Source organism: Pseudomonas sp. ICBG1301, from assembly GCF_016918385.1.
GTDB classification, from domain to species: Bacteria; Pseudomonadota; Gammaproteobacteria; order Pseudomonadales; family Pseudomonadaceae; genus Aquipseudomonas; species Aquipseudomonas palleroniana.
Map to the genome: position 1 here is coordinate 126887 of NZ_JAEKGB010000014.1, position 21791 is coordinate 148677.

Annotated in this window: 22 protein-coding genes; 12 read left to right on the top strand and 10 right to left on the bottom strand. The window is 59.7% G+C overall.

Features of this window, described 5'->3' with window-relative positions:
* The first annotated feature begins 62 nt into the window (after positions 1-62).
* The 4 genes from JBE38_RS25495 (at position 63) to trpE (ending at position 4334) form a co-directional block, all read left to right on the top strand.
* Positions 63-1211, top strand: coding sequence for an iron-containing alcohol dehydrogenase (locus JBE38_RS25495; protein WP_060757294.1), 1149 nt, complete (start codon positions 63-65; stop codon positions 1209-1211).
* 83 nt (positions 1212-1294) lie between these two features.
* A complete protein-coding gene (gene rpe / locus JBE38_RS25500; RefSeq protein WP_205345415.1) occupies positions 1295-1969 on the top strand; it encodes a ribulose-phosphate 3-epimerase in 675 nt (224 codons plus the stop codon).
* On the top strand, positions 1966-2784 hold the full coding sequence (locus JBE38_RS25505; RefSeq protein ID WP_205345416.1) for a phosphoglycolate phosphatase: 819 nt from the start codon (positions 1966-1968) through the stop codon (positions 2782-2784). Before rpe ends, JBE38_RS25505 begins: the two co-directional genes overlap by 4 nt.
* A gap of 68 nt (positions 2785-2852) precedes the next feature.
* A complete protein-coding gene (gene trpE, locus JBE38_RS25510) occupies positions 2853-4334 on the top strand; it encodes an anthranilate synthase component I (RefSeq protein WP_060757296.1) in 1482 nt (493 codons plus the stop codon).
* Between the two features lie 135 nt (positions 4335-4469).
* On the opposite strand, the gene estP is transcribed toward trpE, so the two are convergent.
* The gene (estP, locus tag JBE38_RS25515) at positions 4470-6389 is read right to left on the bottom strand and encodes an esterase EstP (RefSeq protein ID WP_205345417.1); all 1920 of its coding nucleotides are present in this window, start codon (positions 6387-6389) and stop codon (positions 4470-4472) included.
* A 422-nt stretch (positions 6390-6811) separates the two neighbouring features.
* On the opposite strand from estP, the gene JBE38_RS25520 reads away from it, so the two are divergent.
* From JBE38_RS25520 to JBE38_RS25535, 4 genes are read left to right on the top strand one after another with little or no spacing between them, the layout of a single operon-like run.
* On the top strand, positions 6812-7405 hold the full coding sequence (locus tag JBE38_RS25520; protein ID WP_205345418.1) for an aminodeoxychorismate/anthranilate synthase component II: 594 nt from the start codon (positions 6812-6814) through the stop codon (positions 7403-7405).
* A 9-nt stretch (positions 7406-7414) separates the two neighbouring features.
* Positions 7415-8464, top strand: a complete 1050-nt coding sequence (trpD, locus tag JBE38_RS25525) for an anthranilate phosphoribosyltransferase (RefSeq protein ID WP_060757299.1) — start codon at positions 7415-7417, stop codon at positions 8462-8464.
* Positions 8461-9297, top strand: a complete 837-nt coding sequence (trpC, locus tag JBE38_RS25530; protein ID WP_205345419.1) for an indole-3-glycerol phosphate synthase TrpC — start codon at positions 8461-8463, stop codon at positions 9295-9297. Before trpD ends, trpC begins: the two co-directional genes overlap by 4 nt.
* Entirely contained in the window at positions 9297-9995 is a 699-nt protein-coding gene (locus JBE38_RS25535; protein ID WP_205345420.1) for a lipoate--protein ligase family protein, read from the top strand. Before trpC ends, JBE38_RS25535 begins: the two co-directional genes overlap by 1 nt.
* Here the strand turns inward: JBE38_RS25535 and crp are convergent.
* Positions 9992-10636 carry a cAMP-activated global transcriptional regulator CRP gene (crp, locus tag JBE38_RS25540; RefSeq protein ID WP_060757312.1) on the bottom strand — a complete coding sequence of 215 codons (645 nt, stop codon included), beginning with the start codon at positions 10634-10636 and terminating at the stop codon, positions 9992-9994. The two genes, JBE38_RS25535 and crp, sit on opposite strands and share 4 nt — an antisense overlap.
* 247 nt (positions 10637-10883) lie before the next feature.
* Here crp and JBE38_RS25545 point away from each other — a divergent pair, with 247 nt between their 5' ends.
* Complete coding sequence (locus JBE38_RS25545) at positions 10884-11306, top strand: OsmC family protein (RefSeq protein WP_005792019.1); 423 nt, start codon at positions 10884-10886, stop codon at positions 11304-11306.
* A 64-nt stretch (positions 11307-11370) separates the two neighbouring features.
* Here JBE38_RS25545 and coq7 read toward each other — a convergent pair whose 3' ends face one another.
* The 6 genes from coq7 to hemJ all read right to left on the bottom strand — a co-directional run bounded on the left by coq7 (position 11371) and on the right by hemJ (position 15822).
* Positions 11371-12018 carry a 2-polyprenyl-3-methyl-6-methoxy-1,4-benzoquinone monooxygenase gene (gene coq7 / locus JBE38_RS25550; RefSeq protein ID WP_123717337.1) on the bottom strand — a complete coding sequence of 216 codons (648 nt, stop codon included), beginning with the start codon at positions 12016-12018 and terminating at the stop codon, positions 11371-11373.
* A 117-nt stretch (positions 12019-12135) separates the two neighbouring features.
* Positions 12136-12474: a histidine triad nucleotide-binding protein gene (locus JBE38_RS25555; RefSeq protein WP_060757303.1), complete on the bottom strand. Its 339-nt coding sequence runs from the start codon at positions 12472-12474 to the stop codon at positions 12136-12138.
* A gap of 46 nt (positions 12475-12520) precedes the next feature.
* Positions 12521-13309, bottom strand: coding sequence for an SDR family NAD(P)-dependent oxidoreductase (locus JBE38_RS25560; protein WP_205345421.1), 789 nt, complete (start codon positions 13307-13309; stop codon positions 12521-12523).
* A 64-nt stretch (positions 13310-13373) separates the two neighbouring features.
* Positions 13374-14336, bottom strand: coding sequence for a DUF805 domain-containing protein (locus JBE38_RS25565; protein WP_205345422.1), 963 nt, complete (start codon positions 14334-14336; stop codon positions 13374-13376).
* A gap of 69 nt (positions 14337-14405) precedes the next feature.
* On the bottom strand, positions 14406-15368 hold the full coding sequence (locus JBE38_RS25570; protein WP_060757306.1) for an NAD(P)H-dependent flavin oxidoreductase: 963 nt from the start codon (positions 15366-15368) through the stop codon (positions 14406-14408).
* 25 nt (positions 15369-15393) lie between these two features.
* A complete protein-coding gene (hemJ, locus tag JBE38_RS25575; RefSeq protein WP_060757307.1) occupies positions 15394-15822 on the bottom strand; it encodes a protoporphyrinogen oxidase HemJ in 429 nt (142 codons plus the stop codon).
* A gap of 135 nt (positions 15823-15957) precedes the next feature.
* Between hemJ and argC the strand changes: the two genes are divergently transcribed.
* Both argC and erpA read left to right on the top strand, forming a co-directional pair.
* Positions 15958-16992 carry an N-acetyl-gamma-glutamyl-phosphate reductase gene (gene argC, locus JBE38_RS25580; protein ID WP_003210935.1) on the top strand — a complete coding sequence of 345 codons (1035 nt, stop codon included), beginning with the start codon at positions 15958-15960 and terminating at the stop codon, positions 16990-16992.
* A gap of 165 nt (positions 16993-17157) precedes the next feature.
* Positions 17158-17508, top strand: a complete 351-nt coding sequence (gene erpA / locus JBE38_RS25585) for an iron-sulfur cluster insertion protein ErpA (RefSeq protein WP_003176443.1) — start codon at positions 17158-17160, stop codon at positions 17506-17508.
* 75 nt (positions 17509-17583) lie between these two features.
* Here erpA and JBE38_RS25590 read toward each other — a convergent pair whose 3' ends face one another.
* Positions 17584-18675, bottom strand: coding sequence for an anhydro-N-acetylmuramic acid kinase (locus tag JBE38_RS25590; RefSeq protein ID WP_205345423.1), 1092 nt, complete (start codon positions 18673-18675; stop codon positions 17584-17586).
* A 3-nt stretch (positions 18676-18678) separates the two neighbouring features.
* Positions 18679-20091, bottom strand: coding sequence for a peptidoglycan DD-metalloendopeptidase family protein (locus tag JBE38_RS25595; RefSeq protein WP_205345424.1), 1413 nt, complete (start codon positions 20089-20091; stop codon positions 18679-18681).
* 209 nt (positions 20092-20300) lie between these two features.
* Here JBE38_RS25595 and tyrS point away from each other — a divergent pair, with 209 nt between their 5' ends.
* Positions 20301-21500 carry a tyrosine--tRNA ligase gene (gene tyrS / locus JBE38_RS25600; protein ID WP_205345425.1) on the top strand — a complete coding sequence of 400 codons (1200 nt, stop codon included), beginning with the start codon at positions 20301-20303 and terminating at the stop codon, positions 21498-21500.
* The last annotated feature ends 291 nt before the right edge of the window (positions 21501-21791 follow it).

A 21791-nucleotide genomic window follows, 5' to 3' on the forward strand; every position in this document is an offset into this window, starting at 1 on the left:
TGACAACCCCGTATAGAGAGCTACTCTTGTGCCAGCCCATCCTTCAATAAGAGGCCGCGCACATGAGTACTTCCTCATTCAAGATCGCCCACAAGTTGCTCACCGGCGCAGGTGCCATCGAGCAACTGGCCGCCGAACTCACACGCCTGGATGTGGATAACCCGCTGATCGTCACCGATGCGGCGTTGGTCAAGTCCGGCACCGTGGCGCTGGCGCTCGAGCATTTGGGCGAGCGCGACTATGAAATCTTCGACCGGGTGCAGCCCGACCCGGAAATCGCCATCGTCGAAGACTGTATGCAGGCCTACCGCGACGGCGGGCATGATGGCTTGATTGGTGTCGGCGGGGGCAGTTCCATCGATATCGCCAAATGCGTCGGCGCGTATGCCGGCTACCACGGTGCGCTGGCCGATCTGTTCGGCATCGACCAGGTGCCACGCAAGGGGCCGCCGTTGATCGCCATACCGACCACGGCCGGTACCGGCTCGGAGGTGACCAATGTGGCGATCCTTTCCGACAAGGTCGCGCAATTGAAAAAAGGCATCGTCAGCGATTACTTGCTGCCGGATGTTGCACTGATGAGCCCGCAAATGACCCTCACGTGCCCGCGCAGCGTGACAGCCGCCAGCGGTGTGGATGCGTTGGTGCATGCCATTGAAGCCTACCTGTCGCTGAATGCGTCGCCGATTACCGATGCCCTGGCGATAGGCGCGGTCAAGTTGATAGCCAACGCATTGCCCAAGGCGTACGCCAACCCGGGGCATCTGCAGGCCCGTGACGACATGGCCACCGCCAGCCTGATGGCGGGCATGGCGTTCGGTAACGCCGGGGTGGGCGCCGTGCATGCATTGGCGTATCCGTTGGGCGGTCGTTTTCATATCGGGCATGGCGTGAGCAACTCCCTGTTGCTGCCCTATGTGATGCAGTGGAACAAGCTGGCGTGTGTCGAACGCATGCGCGACATCGCCGAGGCCATGGGCGTGAATGTCACCGGCTTGAGTCTGGTTGACGCGGCCGATCAGGCCGTCGCGGCGATGACGCGGCTGTGCGCGGCCGTGGAAATCCCCACGGGCCTGCGCAGCTTCGGGATTCCCGAAGACGCAATTCCGGCCATGGCTGCCGAAGCTGCAGGCATTGAACGCCTGATGCGCAATAACCCGCGCCAGCTCAGCACAGCGGATATCGAGAAAATCTACCGCGCGGCGTACTAGCCATTGAGCCAGGTCACGGTGCGCGCGGCAAAGCATGAGGTATACAATGCGCGCCATCGTGATTTAGCTCAAAAAGGTGCGTCATGCAGCCCTTCGTCATTGCTCCATCGATTCTCTCCGCCGACTTCGCCCGCCTGGGTGAGGAAGTGGACAAGGTATTGGCCGCCGGTGCGGACTTCGTGCACTTCGATGTCATGGACAACCACTACGTACCCAACCTGACTATCGGGCCGATGGTCTGCGCGGCGTTGCGCAAGTACGGCATCACCGCGCCGATCGATGCGCACCTGATGGTCAGCCCGGTGGATCGCATCATCGGCGACTTCGTCGAGGCCGGCGCGACCTACATTACCTTCCATCCGGAAGCCTCGCTGCACGTCGACCGTACCCTGCAACTGATCCGCGAAGGCGGCTGCAAGGCCGGCCTGGTGTTCAACCCGGCCACCCCGCTGAGCGTGCTCGAGTATGTGATGGACAAGGTCGACATGATCTTGATGATGAGCGTCAACCCAGGCTTTGGCGGGCAGAAGTTCATTCCCGGCACGCTGAACAAGCTGCGCGAAGCCCGTGCGCTGATCGATGCGTCCGGCCGTGATATCCGCCTGGAAATCGACGGTGGGGTCAACGTCAACAATATCCGCGAAATCGCTGCCGCAGGTGCCGATACCTTTGTGGCCGGCTCGGCGATCTTCAACGCCCCGGACTACCAGGAAGTCATCGACAAGATGCGTGCCGAACTGGCGCTGGCGCGTCCATGAGCGGCTTTGAGCGGCTGTTCCCCGGCAAACTGCCACGGCTGGTGATGTTCGATCTGGACGGTACCTTGATCGACTCGGTGCCTGACCTGGCGGCGGCGGTGGACGAGATGCTGCTCAAGCTGGGGCGTAAGCCGGCGGGCATTGAGTCGGTGCGCGAATGGGTGGGTAACGGTGCACAGATGCTGGTGCGCCGGGCCCTGGCCAATCATCTCGACGCCGACGGTGTGGACGATGTCGAGGCCGAACACGCCTTGGAGCTGTTTAACGCCGCCTATGAGAGCAGCCACGAACTGACCGTGGTTTACCCAGGCGTGCGCGACACCCTCAAGTGGCTGAGCAAGCAGGGTGTGGAAATGGCGCTGATCACCAACAAGCCGGAGCGTTTCGTCGCGCCGTTGCTGGACGAGATGAAGATCGGCCGCTATTTCCGCTGGATCATCGGCGGCGATACCCTGCCGCAGAAGAAACCTGACCCGGCGGCGCTGTTCTTCGTGATGAAAATGGCCAACATCCCCGCGTCCCAGTCGTTGTTCGTCGGCGATTCGCGCAGTGATGTGCTGGCGGCGAAAGCGGCGGGGGTGCAGTGCGTGGCCCTGAGCTACGGCTATAACCATGGCCGGCCGATTGCCGAAGAGTCGCCGGCGCTGGTGATTGATGACCTGCGCCAGTTAATCCCCGGTTGCTTGGGAGCGGGCGCTGAGATAACGTTGCCCGACGTCGATTCAAACCCTTCTGGAAATTCCATCGTGGTGGTCACTCGCAAACTCTGGATGAAAGTCATCAAGGCCCTGGCCCGCTGGCGTTGGCGCGCCTGACTGATCCTGGCCGCGCTGCGGCACGTTTGCCTATCTGACCGTTTGACCCTCAAGCCACGAGGCACCTCATGATCCGCGAAGAATTCCTGCGTTTGGCCGCTGCCGGCTATAACCGTATTCCCATGGCCTGCGAAACCCTGGCCGACTTCGATACGCCGCTGTCGATCTACTTGAAACTGGCCGACCAGCCCAATTCCTATCTGCTGGAATCGGTACAGGGCGGTGAGAAATGGGGCCGTTACTCGATCATCGGCCTGCCGTGCCGTACCGTGCTGCGGGTACACGACCATCGGGTGAGTATCACGCATGATGGCGTCGAGATCGAAAGCCATGATGTGGAAGACCCGCTGGCCTTCGTCGAGACCTTCAAGGCGCGCTACAACGTACCGACCATTCCCGGCCTGCCGCGTTTCAACGGCGGCCTGGTGGGTTACTTCGGCTACGACTGCGTGCGCTACGTGGAAAAACGTCTGGGCAAATGCCCGAACCCCGACCCATTGGGCGTGCCGGACATTCTGCTGATGGTCTCCGATGCCGTGGTGGTGTTCGACAACCTCGCCGGCAAGATGCATGCGATCGTGTTGGCCGACCCGTCCCAGGCGGACGCGTTCGAACAAGGCCAGGCCAGTCTCGAAGCCCTGCTGGATAAACTGCGCCAGCCGATCACTCCGCGGCGCGGGCTGGACCTCAGCCGTCCGCCTGCCGCTGACCCGGTATTCCGCTCCAGTTTTACCCAGGATGACTACGAGCGCGCAGTCGACACCATCAAGGAATACATCCTCGCCGGTGATTGCATGCAAGTCGTGCCGTCGCAACGTATGTCCATCGACTTCAAGGCGGCGCCGATTGATCTGTACCGTGCGCTGCGTTGTTTCAACCCGACGCCCTACATGTATTTCTTCAACTTTGGCGACTTCCACGTGGTGGGCAGCTCGCCGGAAGTGCTGGTGCGTGTCGAGGACAACCTGATCACCGTGCGCCCGATCGCCGGTACTCGCCCGCGTGGCGCGACCGAAGAGGCGGATCTGGCGCTGGAAGAAGACCTGCTGAGCGACGACAAGGAAATCGCCGAGCACTTGATGCTGATCGATCTGGGCCGCAACGATACCGGGCGTGTCTCGGAAATCGGCTCGGTGAAACTCACTGAGAAGATGGTGATCGAGCGCTATTCCAACGTCATGCACATCGTCTCCAACGTGACCGGCGAGTTGAAGGCCGGTTTGACCGCGATGGACGCGCTTCGGGCGATTTTGCCGGCGGGCACTTTGTCGGGTGCGCCGAAGATTCGTGCGATGGAAATCATCGATGAGCTGGAGCCCGTCAAGCGCGGCGTCTACGGCGGCGCGGTGGGCTATTTCGCCTGGAACGGGAACATGGACACCGCCATCGCGATCCGCACCGCGGTGATCAAGGACGGTGAGCTGCATGTGCAGGCCGGTGGCGGCATTGTGGCTGACTCGGTGCCGGCCCTTGAATGGGAAGAAACCCTGAACAAGCGCCGCGCCATGTTCCGCGCGGTGGCGTTGGCTGAGCAAACCCCGCAGGGGTGAAGCCAGCTGTAGATCAAAGTGTGGGAGGGGGCTTGCTCCCGATTGCAGAGTGTCAGTTGCCAATGAGCTGGCTGATCCACCGCAATCGGGAGCAAGCCCCCTCCCACTTTGGTTTTGCGCCATTTCAAGACTTGATCAGAAGTCCAGGCTCACCCCCACACTCACCCCTTGCTGGGTCAGGTTGTCATCCTTTCTTACGTTATACGCAGCCCTCAGCGCCAGCTCTTGTGTCAGCTTGTGGCTGACTCCCAGGCTCAAGCGGTCCGAGTTGCTGCGGGGCGTGTAGCCATCCAGTTTGAAGTCGATGCCCGGCACGCTGTTGAGTGAAATCTTCACCTTCTGGGTGTCGTTTTCGAACTCGTGCTCGTGGGCGACCTCGCCAAATACCTGGGTTTGCGGCGTCACGCGGTAGCTGCCCTGCAGGCCGACGCCGAGGCGTTTGGAGTCGCGTTGTTGATCGGCGAAGGTCAGTGCGGTGGAGCGGCTGTCTTTTTCCGAGTAACCCTCTACTTCGACCCGCGAGTAATCGGCGCTGACAAAGGGCGACAGGTGCCAGTCGCTGCCTGGAGCGGCGATGTCATAGCCTGCGCGGCCGCTCAAGGCCCATAGCCAGCCGTCGGTGTCACCTTTCTCCGAGCCTTCGCTGACGCCCAGGGCGAACTTGCGCTTGAGACTGTCGAAGTCCAGCTTGCCGCCGGTCAGTGCGGCATCGGCCCACCAGTGGTTTTGCTGGTATTGCGCGAAAGCACTGCCCATGTAGCTGTTGAGTTTGTAGTCCGAATCGCGGGCGCCGGCTTCGAGAGTCTGTCGATACAACCCGGCTGCAACGCCTACACGCCAGCTCTCGTTGAGCCGGTAGCTGCCGCCGACATTCACGTTGTAGCCATTGCCGTCACCGCTGGCCGAGCTGCCTTGACGATCGAAGTCCAAGTGCTGGCCTCCCCCCGCCACAATCGCCCGCCATTGGCCCACCGCCTGCCAGTGGCCGTTGTCGGCCTGCCACTGATTGCGCAGTTCATCCTGGTGCGCACGCAGGGTGCCTTGGGCCATCTCCGGCAGCAGGCTCAATTCCCATGGCGCCGCGAGCAGCGAATAGGCGTAGTCGGCGATCAGCTGTTGCCCAGTGATGGTGGGGTGTACCGAATCGTTGTAGATCAGCTTGGTCGGATCGGGGTTGGTGCCGCCAAGCCCATAGGTCGGGTTGGCGCAGCTGGGGTCGGTGAAGCAGGTGCCCGTGAGGTTTTGTCCGGTGGCCAGGCCGAAGCGGGCAGGGTCGGCGAAGGTTTCCTTCAACAGCAACGGGATGTTCAGCGGGATGATCTGGGCGTCGATCTGCGACAGGCGCTGGACCAGCGCCTGGTTGAAAAGGTTACTCAGGGCAGTACTCGCCCCTTGTGCCGGCGTACCGTTAATCGCCGGTGTCAGCCCCAGGTCGGGCAACATCCACACCATGATGTAGCGCGCCCCCGCTTGTTGCAGAGCTTGTGCGCTGTCGGCCAGACGCCCGCCTGCGGCAACGGCTTGGCCGGGGCTGAGTACACGGCCTTGCAAAAAGTCATTGCCGCCCCCGGAGAGGAAATACAGCGCATTGGGGTCGGCTCGCCCGCCGTTGGCCGGTAGATAACCCTGGCGGCTGCGCAGTACGGTACCGCCACCGGCGTTGCCGGGTGGAATCGCCGCGTTGGAGACGGAGGTGATGGAATCCAGAATATTGTCGGTACGGTAGCCGCCGACCGCCCAGTTGTTCCCGTCAGGCAGACCTTGTGCTGCACGAACCGGTGAGGTGGAGGCATTCAGGTCATTGGGCGCGACACCCAGCCTGGTACCCAATAAGGTCGATGAAACCAGGCCGTAGCCGCCCTGGAACGTCGGCCCGGTGCGGTTGGTAAAGCGCAAGGTGGCGCCGGCGTTGCCATCGGGGAACTGGCCGGCGTCGGCGAGGCTGTCGCCAAAAACCACCATGGTTGAGTAGGGAGAGGAGGCTGCAAATGCCTGCGCGCAGGCCAGTGACAGGAGGCAGCCGGCCAATGGAGCGAAGAAAGTCGGTCTGAACATGCAAAATTCCATTTAGTTGTTTTTGTATCGCAGGTGAAACACTAGCAATGTTTTCCGGCTTTTCTTCGACGATTACGGTTTTTTCCTACAAAGAGGCGGTGGTGACGCCCCCGTATTCGTTGCTCCATATTGCACCGCTGGCGAGGCTACGTTACTGTGCCAGAACGTATGAATGAGACCCTCCCCGTGTTGATCATCAGCAAACTCTTGATGCGAGTAGTCAAGGCACACGCCCGTTGGCGTTGGCGCGCCTGACATTTTTCTCTGCCGGCCTGGCCGGACCTGTACCGATTTGCCTTCTGCACCCTCTGTTTGACGCCCTTGCCCGCTCACCCCGGCAACCGGAACGTGCGTCTGGCAGCGGGACACTCTTTTGGAAGGCGGTCATTCGAAATCAGTGAATTCAAGAGGTTTGAACCCACATGTTGCTGATGATTGATAACTACGACTCCTTTACCTACAACGTTGTGCAGTACCTGGGGGAACTCGGCGCCGAGGTCAAAGTGGTGCGCAACGATGAACTGACCGTGGCCGAAATCGCCGCCTTGAATCCGGAACGCATTGTGGTTTCGCCGGGGCCCTGCACGCCGACCGAAGCCGGCGTCTCCCTGGAAGCGATCAAGTACTTCGCCGGCAAATTGCCGATTTTGGGCGTATGCCTGGGCCATCAGTCCATCGGCCAGGCGTTTGGCGGTGACGTAGTGCGTGCGCGCCAGGTGATGCACGGCAAGACCAGCCCGGTGTTCCATAAGAACCTGGGGGTGTTCCACGGGCTTAACTTGCCGGTGACCGTGACCCGTTACCACTCGCTGGTGGTCAAGAGCGAGACGCTGCCCGAATGCCTGGAGTTGACCGCCTGGACCCAGTTGGAAGACGGCTCGGTCGACGAGATCATGGGCCTGCGCCACAAGACGCTGAACATCGAAGGGGTGCAGTTTCACCCCGAATCAATCCTGACCGAGCAGGGCTACGAGCTGTTCGCCAACTTTCTCAAGCAGAGCGGCGGCACGCGCTAAGGACTTTCCATGGATATCAAGACTGCCCTGAGCCGTATCGTCGGCCATCTGGACCTGAGCACCGCTGAAATGAGCGATGTGATGCGCGAAATCATGACCGGTCAATGCACCGATGCGCAGATCGGCGCTTTCATGATGGCGATGCGCATGAAGAGCGAGAGCATCGACGAAATCGTGGGCGCCGTGTCGGTCATGCGTGAGCTGGCGGACAAGGTCGAACTCAATACCCTCGACGGTGTGGTCGACGTGGTAGGCACCGGCGGTGACGGCGCCAATATCTTCAACGTGTCGACGGCTTCATCCTTTGTCGTCGCCGCCGCCGGCTGCACCGTGGCCAAGCACGGCAACCGTGCGGTTTCCGGCAAGAGCGGCAGTGCCGATTTGCTGGAAGCGGCCGGGATCTACCTGAACCTGACACCGGTGCAAGTGGCGCGCTGTATCGACAGCGTGGGCATTGGCTTCATGTTCGCCCAGTCCCATCACGGTGCGATGAAACACGCAGCCGGCCCGCGCAAGGATCTTGGCCTGCGTACCCTGTTCAACATGCTCGGCCCGCTTACGAATCCGGCCGGTGTGAAACATCAGGTGGTGGGCGTATTCAGCCAGGCGCTGTGCCGGCCGTTGGCCGAAGTGCTGCAGCGTCTGGGCAGCAAGCACGTGCTGGTGGTGCACTCCAAGGATGGCCTGGATGAGTTCAGCCTGGCGGCACCGACCTTTGTCGCGGAGCTGAAGAATGACCAGGTCAGCGAATATTGGGTCGAGCCCGAAGATCTCGGCATGAAGAGCCAGAGTCTGCACGGCCTTTCGGTTGAGAGCCCGGCGGCGTCGCTGGAGCTGATTCGTGATGCCTTGGGGCGTCGCAAGACTGAAAATGGCCAAAAAGCTGCGGAAATGATTGTCCTGAATGCTGGCGCGGCACTTTACGCAGCGGACCATGCCTATAGTCTTAAAGAGGGTGTCGCTTTGGCCCACGATGCGTTGCACACCGGCCTGGCTCGCGAGAAGCTCGAAGAGCTGGGAGCATTCACCGCAGTGTTCAAGATGGAGAATGAAGGATGAGTGTTTCGACCGTGCTGGAAAAAATCCTCGCGCGCAAAGCCGAAGAAGTCGCCGAGCGCCGCGCGCGCGTGAGCCTGGCGGAGCTTGAGGCTCAGGCGAAAGTCGCCGATGCCCCGCGTGGTTTTGCCAATGCCTTGATCACCCAGGCCAAGCTCAAGCAACCGGCGGTGATTGCCGAAATCAAGAAGGCTTCTCCAAGCAAAGGCGTGATCCGCGAACATTTCGTGCCGGCGGAAATCGCCGGCAGCTATGAGAAGGGCGGCGCTACTTGCCTGTCTGTGCTGACCGATATCGACTACTTCCAGGGTTGCGACTTGTATCTGCAGCAGGCGCGCGCCGCGTGCAAGCTGCCGGTGATCCGCAAGGATTTCATGGTTGACCCTTACCAGATCGTCGAAGCCCGTGCCCTCGGCGCCGACTGTGTGCTGTTGATCGTTTCCGCGCTGGATGACGTGAAGATGGCTGAGCTGGCCGCCGTGGCCAAAAGCGTCGGGCTGGATGTGTTGGTTGAAGTGCACGATGGCGACGAGCTGGAACGCGCTCTGAAAACCCTCGACACACCGCTGGTGGGGGTCAACAACCGTAACCTGCACACCTTCGAAGTCAGCCTGGAAAACACCCTCGACCTGTTGCCGCGCATTCCACGGGACCGCCTGGTGGTTACCGAGAGCGGCATCGTCAACCGAGCTGACGTTGAACTGATGGAAATCAGCGGCGTGTATTCGTTCCTGGTCGGCGAGACATTCATGCGCGCCGAGAACCCGGGGGCGGAGCTGCAACGCCTGTTCTTCCCGGAGCGTGGCGTGACGATCAGCGGTTCGACCCTGGACTGATGTTGACCCTGCCCGCAAGGATGACCGTTGAAGCAGGGCTTGCCGCCGAGCAGGCGTTGTTGGCGGCCGTGTGTGCGGGTGAGCAGGCGTTCGGGCTGTTGTTTTGGCAGCCCAGCGATCAAGCCTTGGTCATGCCGCGCCGTTTGAGCCGGCTGCCGGCTTTCGCAACCGCCAGCCAGGTTTCAGCGGATGCCGGGTGGCCGGTACTGCTGCGTGAAACCGGCGGAGAACCGGTGCCGCAGTCGAGTGCGACGGTCAATATCGCCCTGGTCTATGCACCGCCGCGCAGCGAAGGTGACCAGAATCGTATCGAAACCGGTTACTTGCGTTTGTGCCAGCCGATCTGCGATTTACTCAGCGAGTTGGGGGGCGATGCTTCTGTCGGTGAAATCGACGGCGCGTTTTGTGACGGTCGCTACAACGTCAATCTGAACGGCCGCAAAATGGTCGGCACCGCCCAGCGCTGGCGACAGAGTGCTGGCCGCCCGGTGGGGTTGGTGCACGGTGCATTGCTGCTGGATAACGACCGTGAGGAACTGATCGCGGCGGTCAATCGCTTCAATCAAGCCTGCGGTCTCGACCAGCGGGTGCGTGCCGACAGCCATATTGCCCTGCACGAAGCTTTTCCCGCGCCGGATGCGATCGCTCGGCTGGACGCGCTGTACCGTCAAATGTTGGCCAGTTTCCTGCCGGGTTAACGGGTACCGAACACCACCATTGTCTTGCCTTTGACGTGCACCAGGTTGCGCTCTTCCAGGTCCTTGAGCACGCGACCGACCATTTCCCGTGAACACCCGACAATGCGCCCGATTTCCTGGCGTGTGACCTTGATCTGCATGCCGTCGGGGTGGGTCATCGCGTCAGGCTGTTTGCACAGCTCAAGCAGGCAGCGAGCCACGCGGCCGGTGACATCAAAGAATGCCAGGTCGCCCACTTTACGCGTGGTGTCACGCAGGCGCTGGGCGATCTGACCACTCAGCGCGTACAGAATGTCGGGGTCATGCTGGGCCAGTTCGCGGAATTTTGTATAGCTGATCTCGGCCACTTCACATTCGACCTTGGTCCGCACCCACGCGCTGCGTTTCTGCTCTTTACCCGCCTGTTCGAACAGCCCGAGTTCCCCAAAGAAATCCCCGGTATTGAGGTACGCGATGATCATTTCGCGACCGTCGTCATCCTCGATCAAGATGGTGACTGAGCCCTTCACAATGAAGAACAACGTTTCCGAGCGTTCGCCTGCGCAGATGATGTTGTGTTTGGCCGGATAGCGACGGCGCTGGCAATGCATCAACAACTTGTCGAGATTCTTGATCTTGGGTGTGGGAGTAAGAGCAACCATGGTTGTATCCCGAAAGAACTGCAGGGTGTGATTGGATTTGTTTTTATCCAGCGGTGTCGGCATAGATACGCGCTGCACAAAAGATGGCAATGCGCCATTGGATTGGCGCCAGCTTACCAGACGCATTCTGATTCGATTGATGATTTTGCCTGGCAAATGCTGTCATTGATCGCTTTCATGCGGGGCGCTGCTGTTTCGAGGCCCTGTGCTAAGCTTACGGCCCTTTTTTAGCAGTGGAGTCTGGATGATGAAGGCACGCATCCAATGGGCGGGCGAAGCCATGTTCCTCGGTGAGTCGGGCAGTGGCCATGTTGTGGTCATGGACGGCCCGCCGGAGGCCGGTGGCCGTAACCTGGGTGTACGCCCGATGGAAATGCTCCTGCTCGGCGTAGGCGGTTGCAGCAATTTCGACGTGGTCAGCATCCTGAAGAAATCCCGCCAGGCCGTGGAGAGCTGCGAAGCCTTCCTGGAGGCCGAGCGTGCCACTGAAGATCCCAAGGTGTTTACCAAGATCCATATGCATTTCGTGGTGAAGGGACGAGCGCTGAAAGAGGCTCAGGTCAAACGTGCCATCGAGTTGTCGGCCGAGAAGTATTGCTCGGCGTCGATCATGCTCGGCGCGGCCGGTGTGGCGATCACCCACGACTACGAAATCATCGAGCTGGGCTGACGGGACACGCAAAAGAAAAAGGGCGCTCGATAGCGCCCTTTTTTGTGGGTCAGGCTCTAGGTACTTATAGGCGGTAGGTGCTTTTGGTCATGACCTTGGCCAAAAGGCTCATGCCGAACCTCACCGGCGCCGGGAAGCGGAAACCGCCGGCATCCAGTGCGCTTTCTGCGTGGTGTTCTTCATCGATGCGCATTTGCTCAAGAATGGCCCGGGACTTTTCGTCCTCCGCCGGCAATTGCTCCAGGTGTTCATCCAGGTGTTTGCATACCTGATGTTCTGTCGCTGCGACAAACCCCAGGCTGACCTTGTCGCTGATCAAGCCGGCAGCGGCGCCGATGCCGAACGACAAACCGTAGAACAATGGGTTGAGTACGCTGGGGTGGCTGCCCAGTTGGCGAATGCGCTGTTCGCACCAGGCCAGGTGGTCGATTTCTTCTTCGGCCGCATGTTCCATCGCCGCGCGTACTTGCGGCAGCTTGGCGGTCAGCGCCTGGCCCTGGTACAGCGCCTGGGCACACACTTCACCGGTATGGTTGATACGCATCAGGCCGGCAACGTGGCGGGTGTCGGTCTCGCTCATCTGCGCATCAGGTTGCACAATGGCGGGCGATGGACGGTAAGGTTGGCCGCTGAATGGCAGCAGCGTGCGCATGGCCATGTCGGCTTGCAGCAACAGACGGTCAATCGGCGAGTAGTGACGTTGGGTAGTCATGCTGACCTCCGGGAAGAATCTCGGCGGCCAGTTTACCGCAAGAGAGGACAAAGCGTTTGTGCTGAGTCAGGGGCATGGGGTCGCAGCCTTGGGCCGCGACCTGTACCGCGAGGCTGATCAGCCCGGTGGCCAGTTCATCTGGCGCTGGCCGAGTACATGCATATGGATGTGATAGACGGTCTGCCCGCCATCTTCATTGCAGTTCATCACCACGCGAAAGCCTTTTTCGCAGCCTTGCTCTACCGCCAGGCGCTGGGCAGTGAACAGGATATGGCCGGCCAGGCTCTTGTCTTCTTCCGTCAGGTCATTGAGCGTACGGATCGGCTTCTTCGGGATTACCAGGAAATGCACGGGTGCCTGAGGCGCGATGTCGTGGAAGGCGAGGACCTGGTCATCCTCGTAGATGATCTTCGCGGGTATTTCTCTGTTGATGATCTTGGTGAACAGAGTATCCACAGCTGTTTCTCCATTATGAAAGTGCGGGGTGAGTGTACCCAGGCGGTCAGCGCGGGCAATAGACCTTGTTGATCGCACCGGCGATCTTGCGGGTCAGCCAGCGTGGGCTGAAACGCGGGCTGAAGGCCAGCCAGCGGTTGCGTCGCCCGGGAATGATGATGGCTTTGTTCTTTTCCAGTGCTCGCACGGTATAGAGCGCCACTTCCTCAGGGCTCATCAATTGTCCGCTGCGGTCGATCTTTGCGGCGTCCATTTGCGCGGTGCCGAAGAACGCCGTGCGTGTAGGTCCGGGGCACAAGACTGAAACTTTGATGCCGCAGGTTTTCAACTCTTCGCGCAACCCTTCGGAAAAGTGCAGTACATAAGCCTTACTGGCGTAGTAGCTGCTCATCCACGGGCCGGGCTGGAAGGCGGCGACTGAGGCGACGTTGAGAATCTGCCCGCCCCCATGCAGGGCCATCGCGTTGCCAAGGGCATGGCACATGCGGGTCAGGGCCAGGATGTTGACTTCGATCAGGTCTTGTTCGGTCATCCAGTCCTGGGCCAGAAATGGCCCGCTGGTGCCGATGCCGGCGCAGTTCACCAGCAAGTCGATCTGACGTTCGCCTTCTTCCAGTTCCAGCAGGAACCCGGACAAACGCAGGGGCTCGCCCAGGTCACAGGCACGAAACAGCACCTCGACGCCAAAGCGTTGAGTCAATTCGATTGCAATGCTTTCCAACTGATCACGCTGACGGGCCACCAGAATCAGGCTGCGGCCGCGCCGGGCCAGGGCTTCGGCCAAAGCCAGGCCGATGCCGCTGGAGGCGCCGGTGATCAGAGCGTAACGGGTCATGCCTTTCTCCATCGCAACGCCGCCGAGCCTGTGACAGGGACATCACAGGCGGGCGGGCGTTTCTTCACTGTTCTGGAGAGTCTACAGGTTCGGCTGCTTCATCAGCACTTTGCGCGTCTTCTTCATCAACGATAACGCTCTGATCGGCAGCGTCATCGGAGGTGATCGAGCTGTTTTCGTAGCCGCTGTCCATGTTGGCTTCGAGTTGATTCAGGTAACCGTTCATACCCAGCGTAACCACGATAGCCAGCATCACCGGAATAAACGCCAGCCACAAGGTCGCCAGGACTTTTACCGCAGTGGAGTTGCGCGGTGGTGGCGCACCGTATTGGTTGGCGCCAGCGTTCCCCGGCAATACCAGCAACAAGATCGGGAAGACGCTGTTCACCAGCGGGACCAGGTTGAGGAACCATAACCAGCCGGACCAACCCAGGTCGTGCAGCCGCTGCACGGCGATTTGCACGCTGACCCAGAGCATGGCCACGAACAACGCAAAGCCCAGCAGCGAGCCCAGAATGATACCCGCGGTCGGCGAAGCGGTTGCCACGGCAAAGCCGGCAGTGGCGATGATGCCGGAGGCGACGAGCATCGCAACGGTCAACACCAGTGTCCAGGCCAGGTACCGCAGGCGGCCGATACGTCCATGGATGGTGAACACGTTGAGGGGGGCGTATTCCGGCAACTCATCGCCTACGGCTGCGCGCGGTGGGGCATAGGGCGAGGCGGCTGGTTGCGAGAAGTCTGAGGTGTGGGACGATGTTTCGTGGGTTTCTGCCAGGCTGAAGGCTACCGGCTGTTCGGCTTCGATACGTGCGTCGACGCCGGCGTTTTTCAGTGCGTTGAGATAGGCTTCTGCGTCCGGGCGGGACAGGTCACGTTTCAGCGCAACGGGGCGGCCGGTGAAGAGTTTCTCGATGGCCTCGACTTCACTCTTGAACAGCTCGGCGAGGTTCAGCTTGGCAGTGGTGCTTTCGACACCCGGGAGCAATGCTCCATCAAACACTATCTTGAAACGGTTGTCGCTCATGCGGGCATCCTTGTCATTTGTAGTGGGAGGGTTGCAGGCCGGCTGCTGCCAGCCGGTCCGGCAATTGTATCAGCGTGGCCAGCGTAACTGTGTCACCTGCTCGCGGGCCTTGCGGTATTCGGCATCCAGGCGAGCAACGAGTTCGTCCACAGTGGGCAAATCATTGATTTCCCCGACACCTTGGCCGGCAGACCATACGGTTTTCCAGGCTTTGGCCTCGTCATTCAACGGCTTGAGCTTGGAGCCGAAATTGACTTGCGCCTTGCCTTGAAGGGCTGCGAGGTCGAAGCCGGCGTTTTCCAGGCTCTGGCGCATGAAGCTGGCGGGTACGCCGGAGACTGCTGGAGTGTGCACGATGTCGGCGGCCCGCGATGTGAGCAGCATCTCTTTATAGGCATCCGGCGCATGACTTTCGGTGGTGCCGATAAAGCGCGTGCCGAAATACGCAAGGTCGGCTCCCAACAGCTGGGCGGCGAGGATCTCGTGCCCATGATTCAGGCAGCCGGCCAGCAGCAGCGTTTTATCGAAGAACTGGCGTATTTCAGCGATCAGCGAGAATGGGCTCCAGGTGCCTGCATGGCCTCCGGCGCCGGCCGCCACGGCGATCAGGCCGTCAACACCCGCTTCTGCGGCTTTCTCGGCATGGCGCCGCGTGGTGACGTCGTGAAACACCAGTCCGCCATAGCTGTGCACGGCGTCGACCAGTTCCTTCACCGCGCCGAGGCTGGTAATGACGATGGGGACCTTGTGTTCGATACAGATCGCCAGGTCGGCCTGCAGACGTGGGTTGCTGTTGTGCACGATCAGGTTGACGGCATATGGCGCGGGGTTGTCCAACTGTGCCAGGCCCGCTTCGATTTCCTCCAGCCAGGCCTTGAAGCCGCTGCTTTCGCGCTGGTTGAGCGCCGGGAAGCTCCCGACCACCCCGTTGCGGCAACACGCCAGGACCAGTTGCGGGTTGGAAATCAGGAACATCGGCGCAGCCACTACCGGCAAGCGCAGACGTTGTTCAAGCAGAGCGGGCAGCGACATTGGAGGTACCCCGTGTGATGTGAAGTTAGAACGGTTTGACCACGACCAAAATTACGATAGCCAGCAATATCAGAACCGGCACTTCATTGAACCAGCGATAAAAGACATGGCTGCGGGTGTTTTCGCCACGGGCAAAACGCTTCACCTGTGCGCCGCACATGTGGTGGTAGCCGATCAACAGTACGACGAGCGTGAGCTTGGCGTGGATCCAGGCACCCGATTGAAAGATGCCGGGGTTAAGCGCCAGCATCCAGATACCGAATATCAATGTGGCGAGCATCGCCGGCCCCATGATGCCGCGGTAAAGCTTGCGTTCCATCACGCTGAAGCGTTCCTTGCTGACGGTGTCCTCACTTTGAGCGTGGTAGACGAAGAGGCGGGGGAGGTAGAACAGCCCGGCAAACCAGCAGACGATGCTGACGATATGAAAGGCTTTGACCCATAGATAAAGCATTTTTGATTATTCCCAGGTTCACGGTAGCCAAGATAGTAGTGGTTGACGCGGCCGTACGTCACGTTGGCGGTTGTCGCAGGACGATACGGCCCCTATTATCGACGCCTTTCCAGTGGGTTCGTTGAGGGCAGGTTTATGGTCAAGGTCGGTATCGTCGGCGGCACGGGTTACACCGGTGTCGAATTGCTGCGTCTGTTGGCCCAGCATCCGCAGGCAGAGGTGGTCGTCATCACTTCCCGATCAGAGGCCGGGCTGGCCGTGGCCGATATGTACCCGAACCTGCGAGGCCACTATGACGGCCTGGCATTCAGTGTTCCGGACATCAAGACCCTGGGCGCCTGTGATGTGGTGTTTTTCGCCACGCCCCACGGTGTGGCCCATGCGTTGGCTGGCGAACTGCTGGCGGCCGGCACCAAGGTGATCGACCTGTCCGCAGACTTCCGCCTGCAGGATGCCGATGAGTGGGCCAAATGGTACGGCCAGCCGCACGGCGCACCGCAATTGCTGGAGGAGGCGGTGTATGGCCTGCCGGAAGTCAATCGCGAGCAGATCAAACAAGCGCGCCTGATTGCCGTGCCGGGCTGCTATCCGACTGCGACCCAGCTGGGTTTCCTGCCATTGCTGGAGGCCGGGCTGGCAGATGCTTCGCGTTTGATCGCGGACTGCAAGTCGGGCGTGAGTGGCGCCGGTCGTGGCGCGGCAGTAGGTTCGCTGTACTCCGAGACGTCGGAAAGCATGAAAGCCTACGCAGTCAAAGGGCATCGCCACCTGCCGGAAATCCGCCAAGGGCTGCGCCGTGCTGCCGGTAAGGATGTGGGCCTGACTTTCGTGCCACATCTGACGCCGATGATCCGTGGTATTCACTCCACGCTCTACGCCACCGTGGTCGATCGCTCGGTTGATCTGCAGGCGCTGTTTGAAAAGCGTTACGCCAACGAGCCGTTCGTCGACGTGATGCCCGCCGGCAGCCACCCGGAAACCCGCAGCGTGCGTGGTGCCAATGTATGCCGTATTGCCGTGCACCGTCCGCAGGATGGCGACTTGGTGGTGGTGCTGTCGGTGATCGACAACTTGGTCAAGGGCGCGTCGGGCCAGGCGGTGCAGAACATGAATATCCTGTTTGGCCTGGATGAAAAGCTGGGCTTGTCTCACGCAGGCATGCTGCCTTAAGACGGCTTTGTCGCTGTGCAAAAGGCCCGTTGATCGGGCCTTTTGTGTTTTTAATGGCGCTTGAGCAGATTGATATACCGTAACAATAGTTGACCGCTTTTCTAGGAGAAGCGGATAATGCCGTCCATTACGCATAGGGCGGCGCTACGCCGGGAGATTATCAGCATGAGCGTTGAATCCTTCACCCCCACGGCTTTGCAATTCACCCACGGTGCTGCGCACAAGGTGAAGAGCCTGGTCGATGAAGAGGGTAATGATCGCTTGAAGCTGCGCGTATTCGTTACGGGCGGCGGTTGTTCAGGGTTTCAGTACGGTTTTACCTTCGATGAAGATGTGGCCGACGACGATACGATCGTCGAGCGCGAGGGCGTCAGCCTGGTCGTTGACCCGATGAGCTTCCAATACCTGGCAGGTGCCGAGGTGGATTATCAGGAAGGTCTGGAAGGTTCGCGTTTTGTGATCAAGAACCCTAATGCCACGACTACCTGTGGTTGCGGGTCTTCGTTCTCGATCTGATCGATAGCGCATAAAAAACGCCGCTTGGCCTTGATTGGCCAAGCGGCGTTTTGCTGTCTGCGATTCTCAGTGTCGTCAGGCGGGGTAGATCGCGCCCAGGACCCGAAGCCCGCGTGCACCGGTGACACTCGGGCGGTTGGCGGCGATGCCTTCGAGGCAGCAATGGGCCAGCCAAGCGAAGGCCATGGCCTCAACCCAGTCGGGGCTTACACCGTAAGAAGCGGTGCTATCGACCTGGGTGTTGGGCAGCAGTGCGGCCAATCGCTTCATCAGCGTAGCGTTATGGGCGCCGCCGCCGCAGATCAGCAGGGTCTGCGTCCCGGATTGTGCCGCTTGTAGAGATTCGACGACGGTCAGGGCGGTCAGCTCAAGCAGGGTGGCTTGCACATCCTGAGGTTGGAACGCAGGCAATTGACCGAGATGCTGTTGCAGCCATTTCAGGTTGAACACTTCGCGTCCGGTACTTTTCGGGCCTTTGGTCTGGAAGAAGGGGTCGCTGAGCAGCGCGTTGAGCAACTGCGGCTCGACCTTGCCACTGGCCGCCCATTGGCCGTCGCGGTCAAAGTGCTCACCGCGTTGCTGATGAATCCAGGCGTCCAGCAATACGTTGCCCGGGCCGCAGTCGAAGCCCGCTACGGGCTTACCGGTTTCAATCAGGCTGAGATTGCTGAACCCGCCGACATTCAATACGGCGCGCTGACCGGTCTGCTCGCCGAACAACGCTTCATGAAAGGCGGGTACCAAGGGGGCGCCCTGGCCCCCGGCTGCTACATCACGGCTGCGAAAGTCGCTGACCACGGTGATACCGGTCAGCTCGGTGAGCAGGGCGGGGTTGCCGATCTGAACGGTGAAGCCCCGTGCAGGTTCATGGCGGATGGTCTGGCCATGGCTGCCAATCGCGCGGATATCCTGAGGCTTGAGATTTTGCTGGTCCAGCAAGGCGTGGATGCCCTGAGCGGCCAGTGTCACCCAGTGTTGCTGGGCAATGGCCGAGCGGGCTATCTCATCCGGGCCGCTGGCGCACAGGTCAAGAAGCTCGGCGCGCAGCGTGTCCGGCATGGGAATGTAGTGGTTGGCGATCAATTTGATCGTCGGGTCTTGTTCGATCAGGGCGATATCCAGGCCATCGAGACTGGTCCCGGACATCACGCCTATATAGAGCGACATACCTTAACGCTTCGCCGAAGCCAGCAAGGTGGACCGTTCCTGATCCATGCGCGCCATCAGCGGCTGGCTCTGTTGCAGGAAGCGTGCGCGCTCGGCCTTGGCGATTGGGTCGGCCATTGGCAGCTTCTGGCCCAGCGGATCTACGTGAACGCCGTTGACCTGAAACTCATAGTGCAAGTGCGGTCCAGTCGACAGGCCGGTGGTACCGATATAACCGATCACCTGGCCCTGCTTCACGTTACTGCCTGTCGATACGCCCTTGGCGAAACCTTGCATATGACCATACAGGGTGCGGTAAGTGTTGCCGTGCTGGATGATCACGGTGTTGCCGTAACCGCCACGACGGCCGGCCAGCAGGACTTTACCGTCACCGGCGGCCTTGATAGGCGTGCCGCGAGGGGCTGCGTAATCGACGCCTTTGTGGGCGCGGATTTTGTTCAGAATTGGATGCTTGCGACCCATGGAGAAACGCGAGCTAATACGAGCGAAGTCGACGGGCGTACGAATGAAGGCCTTGCGCATGCTATTGCCGTCGGCTGTGTAGTAGCTGCTATTGCCCTGTTTGTTGGTATAACGAACGGCGGTGTAGGTCTTGCCGCGGTTGGTAAAGCGCGCGGAAAGAATGTTGCCGGTGCCGACGACTTTACCGTTGGCGACTTTCTGTTCGTAGATCACGTCGAATTCGTCACCCTGGCGGATGTCCTGGGCGAAGTCGATGTCGTAGCCGAACACCTTGGCCATGTCCATGGTCATGCTGTGGGACAAGCCGGCGCGGGCGGCTGATTGAGACAGGGAGCTATTGATTACGCCGTGTACGTAGGCTGAGCGCATTACGGGCTTGGCGGTTATGCGGTTGAAGGTGAAGCCTTTGGCGCCCCGGGTCAGGGCAATGCTTTCCAGGTCGCTGGTGCTGCTGTGCAGGTTGTTCAGTTGGCCGTTTGGCGCCATTTCGAACTCAAGCTTCTGGCCGTGCTTGAGCTGGGTGAATTGCTTGGCTTGTTTATCGCTGGCCAACACCTCATTAACGGTGGCGGCGGGCAAGCCGACCTTCTCGAACAGGGTTGATAGTGTGTCGCCTTTCGCCACGATCACTTCGCGATGCAGTGGGTTCTTGGCAGGGGCGGCTGCAGGCGGCTCCTGTTCGGCCTGTTGAGTCTCTTCAGGCGTGTTTTCTATCTGTGCAAAGGGTGATTCAACTGGTGCATTTGTGGCTTGTTGGGCGTCGGAAGCGTCTTGATCTTGTGTCAGTTGTTCAACTGGGCTTTCCAGGTCAAGGCTCAGGGATGTTCGTTTGGCTTCTACGTCACTGGAAGGGAATACCAGGAGTGCCAGGCTGAGAAGAGCGGCGATGCCACTTGCGGCGAGCAAGTGGGTCTTCGGGTAAAGCGGCGGCGCTTTAGACGGTTCATTGGTCATAAGTAATTTTGACTTTGAAGATGAAATGGAAAAGATGAATGACATGATGAAGATGAAATAACTGTATAAAATATAACCAAATCATCTGTGGCGCAAGCTCGCGAACGCTGGGCTTGCTGAGTGGTGTCCGTACGTAGGGCAAAACTTGTAATTAGTCACTGATCTTGTATGGTTGGTTCCCTTTTGAATTCGAGCCTTGCGGGTCTGTTATGAAGTCGGTTGAAGAGCAGCTAGCGCTGATAAAACGTGGTGCGGAAGAATTGTTGGTCGAGGCCGAGCTGATTGAAAAGCTCAAGCGTGGCCAGCCCCTGCGTATCAAGGCTGGCTTTGATCCGACAGCACCGGATCTGCACTTGGGGCATACCGTGCTTATTAACAAGTTGCGTCAGTTCCAGGAGCTGGGGCATCAGGTCATTTTTCTGATCGGTGATTTCACCGGGATGATCGGTGATCCGAGCGGCAAGAGCGCAACGCGTCCGCCGCTGACTCGTGAGCAGGTTCTCGAGAATGCCGAGACCTATAAGACACAGGTGTTCAAGATTCTCGATCCGGCCAAGACCGAGGTGGCGTTCAACTCCACCTGGATGGATCAGATGGGGCCGGCGGACTTTATTCGTCTGACCTCTCAGTACACTGTCGCACGCATGCTTGAGCGCGATGACTTTGATAAGCGCTACTCCACCAATCAGCCGATTGCCATTCACGAGTTCCTGTATCCGCTGGTCCAGGGTTATGACTCGGTGGCGTTGCGTGCGGACGTCGAGCTGGGCGGTACTGATCAGAAGTTCAACCTGCTGATGGGGCGCGAGCTGCAGCGTGCGTATGGGCAAGAGGCTCAATGCATTCTGACTATGCCTTTGCTGGAAGGGTTGGATGGCGTCAAGAAGATGTCCAAATCTTTGGGTAACTACGTGGGTATCCAGGAAGCTCCCGGCGTGATGTACGGCAAGCTGGTGTCTATTCCGGATGCGCTGATGTGGCGTTACTTCGAGTTGTTGAGCTTCCGCTCGATGGATGAGATCAACGCATTGCGTGCCGATGTAGAGGCGGGTGCGAATCCGCGGGACATCAAGATCAAGTTGGCAGAAGAGATCGTTGCGCGTTTCCATGGTGAAGAGGCTGCGGCCAGTGCTCACCGTGCGGCGGGTAACCGTATGAAGGATGGCGAGCTGCCGGACGATCTGCCTGAGATTGAATTGGCTGCTGCAGAGGCAATGCCGATCGCGGCTGTCCTTAACAAGGCGGGCCTGGTGAAGAACTCGGCGGTGGCACGTGATCTGCTGGGTTCCGGCGGTGTGCGTATAGATGGTGAGGTGGTTGATCGCACCTTTATATACGAGCTCGGTGCTACCCATGTCTGTCAGGCAGGGAAGAAGGCATTTGCGCGTATTACGCTCAAGGCTGAATAAAGCTGAAATTAGTGGTTGACGGCGAATTATATCTGCCTATAATTCGCCCCACTTCCGGCGCAGTCGAAACTGAAAACCCCTTGGTAAACAAGAAGTTACGAAGATTCAGGCAGCGAATAGCTTCAGTTCATCGAAGCCCATAAGGAGTTGATAGGGCGATGTTATTTGGCTCTATCAACGGTTCGATCTTCTCGGTCGAAAGCGGAGAAAAAGAGGTGTTGACAGCAGCGTGTAACGCTGTAGAATTCGCCTCCCGCTAACGAGAGATCGGAAGCGCAAGTGGTTGAAGTT

Coding starts and splice junctions, on each gene's coding strand:
- erpA (WP_003176443.1), top strand. CDS start 17,158: ATGAGCGTTGAATCCTTCACCCCCACGGCTTTGCAATTCACCCACGGT.
- JBE38_RS25570 (WP_060757306.1), bottom strand. CDS start 15,368: ATGTCGCTGCCCGCTCTGCTTGAACAACGTCTGCGCTTGCCGGTAGTG.
- JBE38_RS25595 (WP_205345424.1), bottom strand. CDS start 20,091: ATGACCAATGAACCGTCTAAAGCGCCGCCGCTTTACCCGAAGACCCAC.
- rpe (WP_205345415.1), top strand. CDS start 1,295: ATGCAGCCCTTCGTCATTGCTCCATCGATTCTCTCCGCCGACTTCGCC.
- tyrS (WP_205345425.1), top strand. CDS start 20,301: ATGAAGTCGGTTGAAGAGCAGCTAGCGCTGATAAAACGTGGTGCGGAA.
- hemJ (WP_060757307.1), bottom strand. CDS start 15,822: ATGCTTTATCTATGGGTCAAAGCCTTTCATATCGTCAGCATCGTCTGC.
- estP (WP_205345417.1), bottom strand. CDS start 6,389: ATGTTCAGACCGACTTTCTTCGCTCCATTGGCCGGCTGCCTCCTGTCA.
- trpD (WP_060757299.1), top strand. CDS start 7,415: ATGGATATCAAGACTGCCCTGAGCCGTATCGTCGGCCATCTGGACCTG.
- trpE (WP_060757296.1), top strand. CDS start 2,853: ATGATCCGCGAAGAATTCCTGCGTTTGGCCGCTGCCGGCTATAACCGT.
- JBE38_RS25545 (WP_005792019.1), top strand. CDS start 10,884: ATGAAGGCACGCATCCAATGGGCGGGCGAAGCCATGTTCCTCGGTGAG.
- JBE38_RS25495 (WP_060757294.1), top strand. CDS start 63: ATGAGTACTTCCTCATTCAAGATCGCCCACAAGTTGCTCACCGGCGCA.
- JBE38_RS25590 (WP_205345423.1), bottom strand. CDS start 18,675: ATGTCGCTCTATATAGGCGTGATGTCCGGGACCAGTCTCGATGGCCTG.
- JBE38_RS25565 (WP_205345422.1), bottom strand. CDS start 14,336: ATGAGCGACAACCGTTTCAAGATAGTGTTTGATGGAGCATTGCTCCCG.
- argC (WP_003210935.1), top strand. CDS start 15,958: ATGGTCAAGGTCGGTATCGTCGGCGGCACGGGTTACACCGGTGTCGAA.
- JBE38_RS25535 (WP_205345420.1), top strand. CDS start 9,297: ATGTTGACCCTGCCCGCAAGGATGACCGTTGAAGCAGGGCTTGCCGCC.
- trpC (WP_205345419.1), top strand. CDS start 8,461: ATGAGTGTTTCGACCGTGCTGGAAAAAATCCTCGCGCGCAAAGCCGAA.
- JBE38_RS25520 (WP_205345418.1), top strand. CDS start 6,812: ATGTTGCTGATGATTGATAACTACGACTCCTTTACCTACAACGTTGTG.
- coq7 (WP_123717337.1), bottom strand. CDS start 12,018: ATGACTACCCAACGTCACTACTCGCCGATTGACCGTCTGTTGCTGCAA.
- JBE38_RS25560 (WP_205345421.1), bottom strand. CDS start 13,309: ATGACCCGTTACGCTCTGATCACCGGCGCCTCCAGCGGCATCGGCCTG.
- crp (WP_060757312.1), bottom strand. CDS start 10,636: ATGGTTGCTCTTACTCCCACACCCAAGATCAAGAATCTCGACAAGTTG.
- JBE38_RS25505 (WP_205345416.1), top strand. CDS start 1,966: ATGAGCGGCTTTGAGCGGCTGTTCCCCGGCAAACTGCCACGGCTGGTG.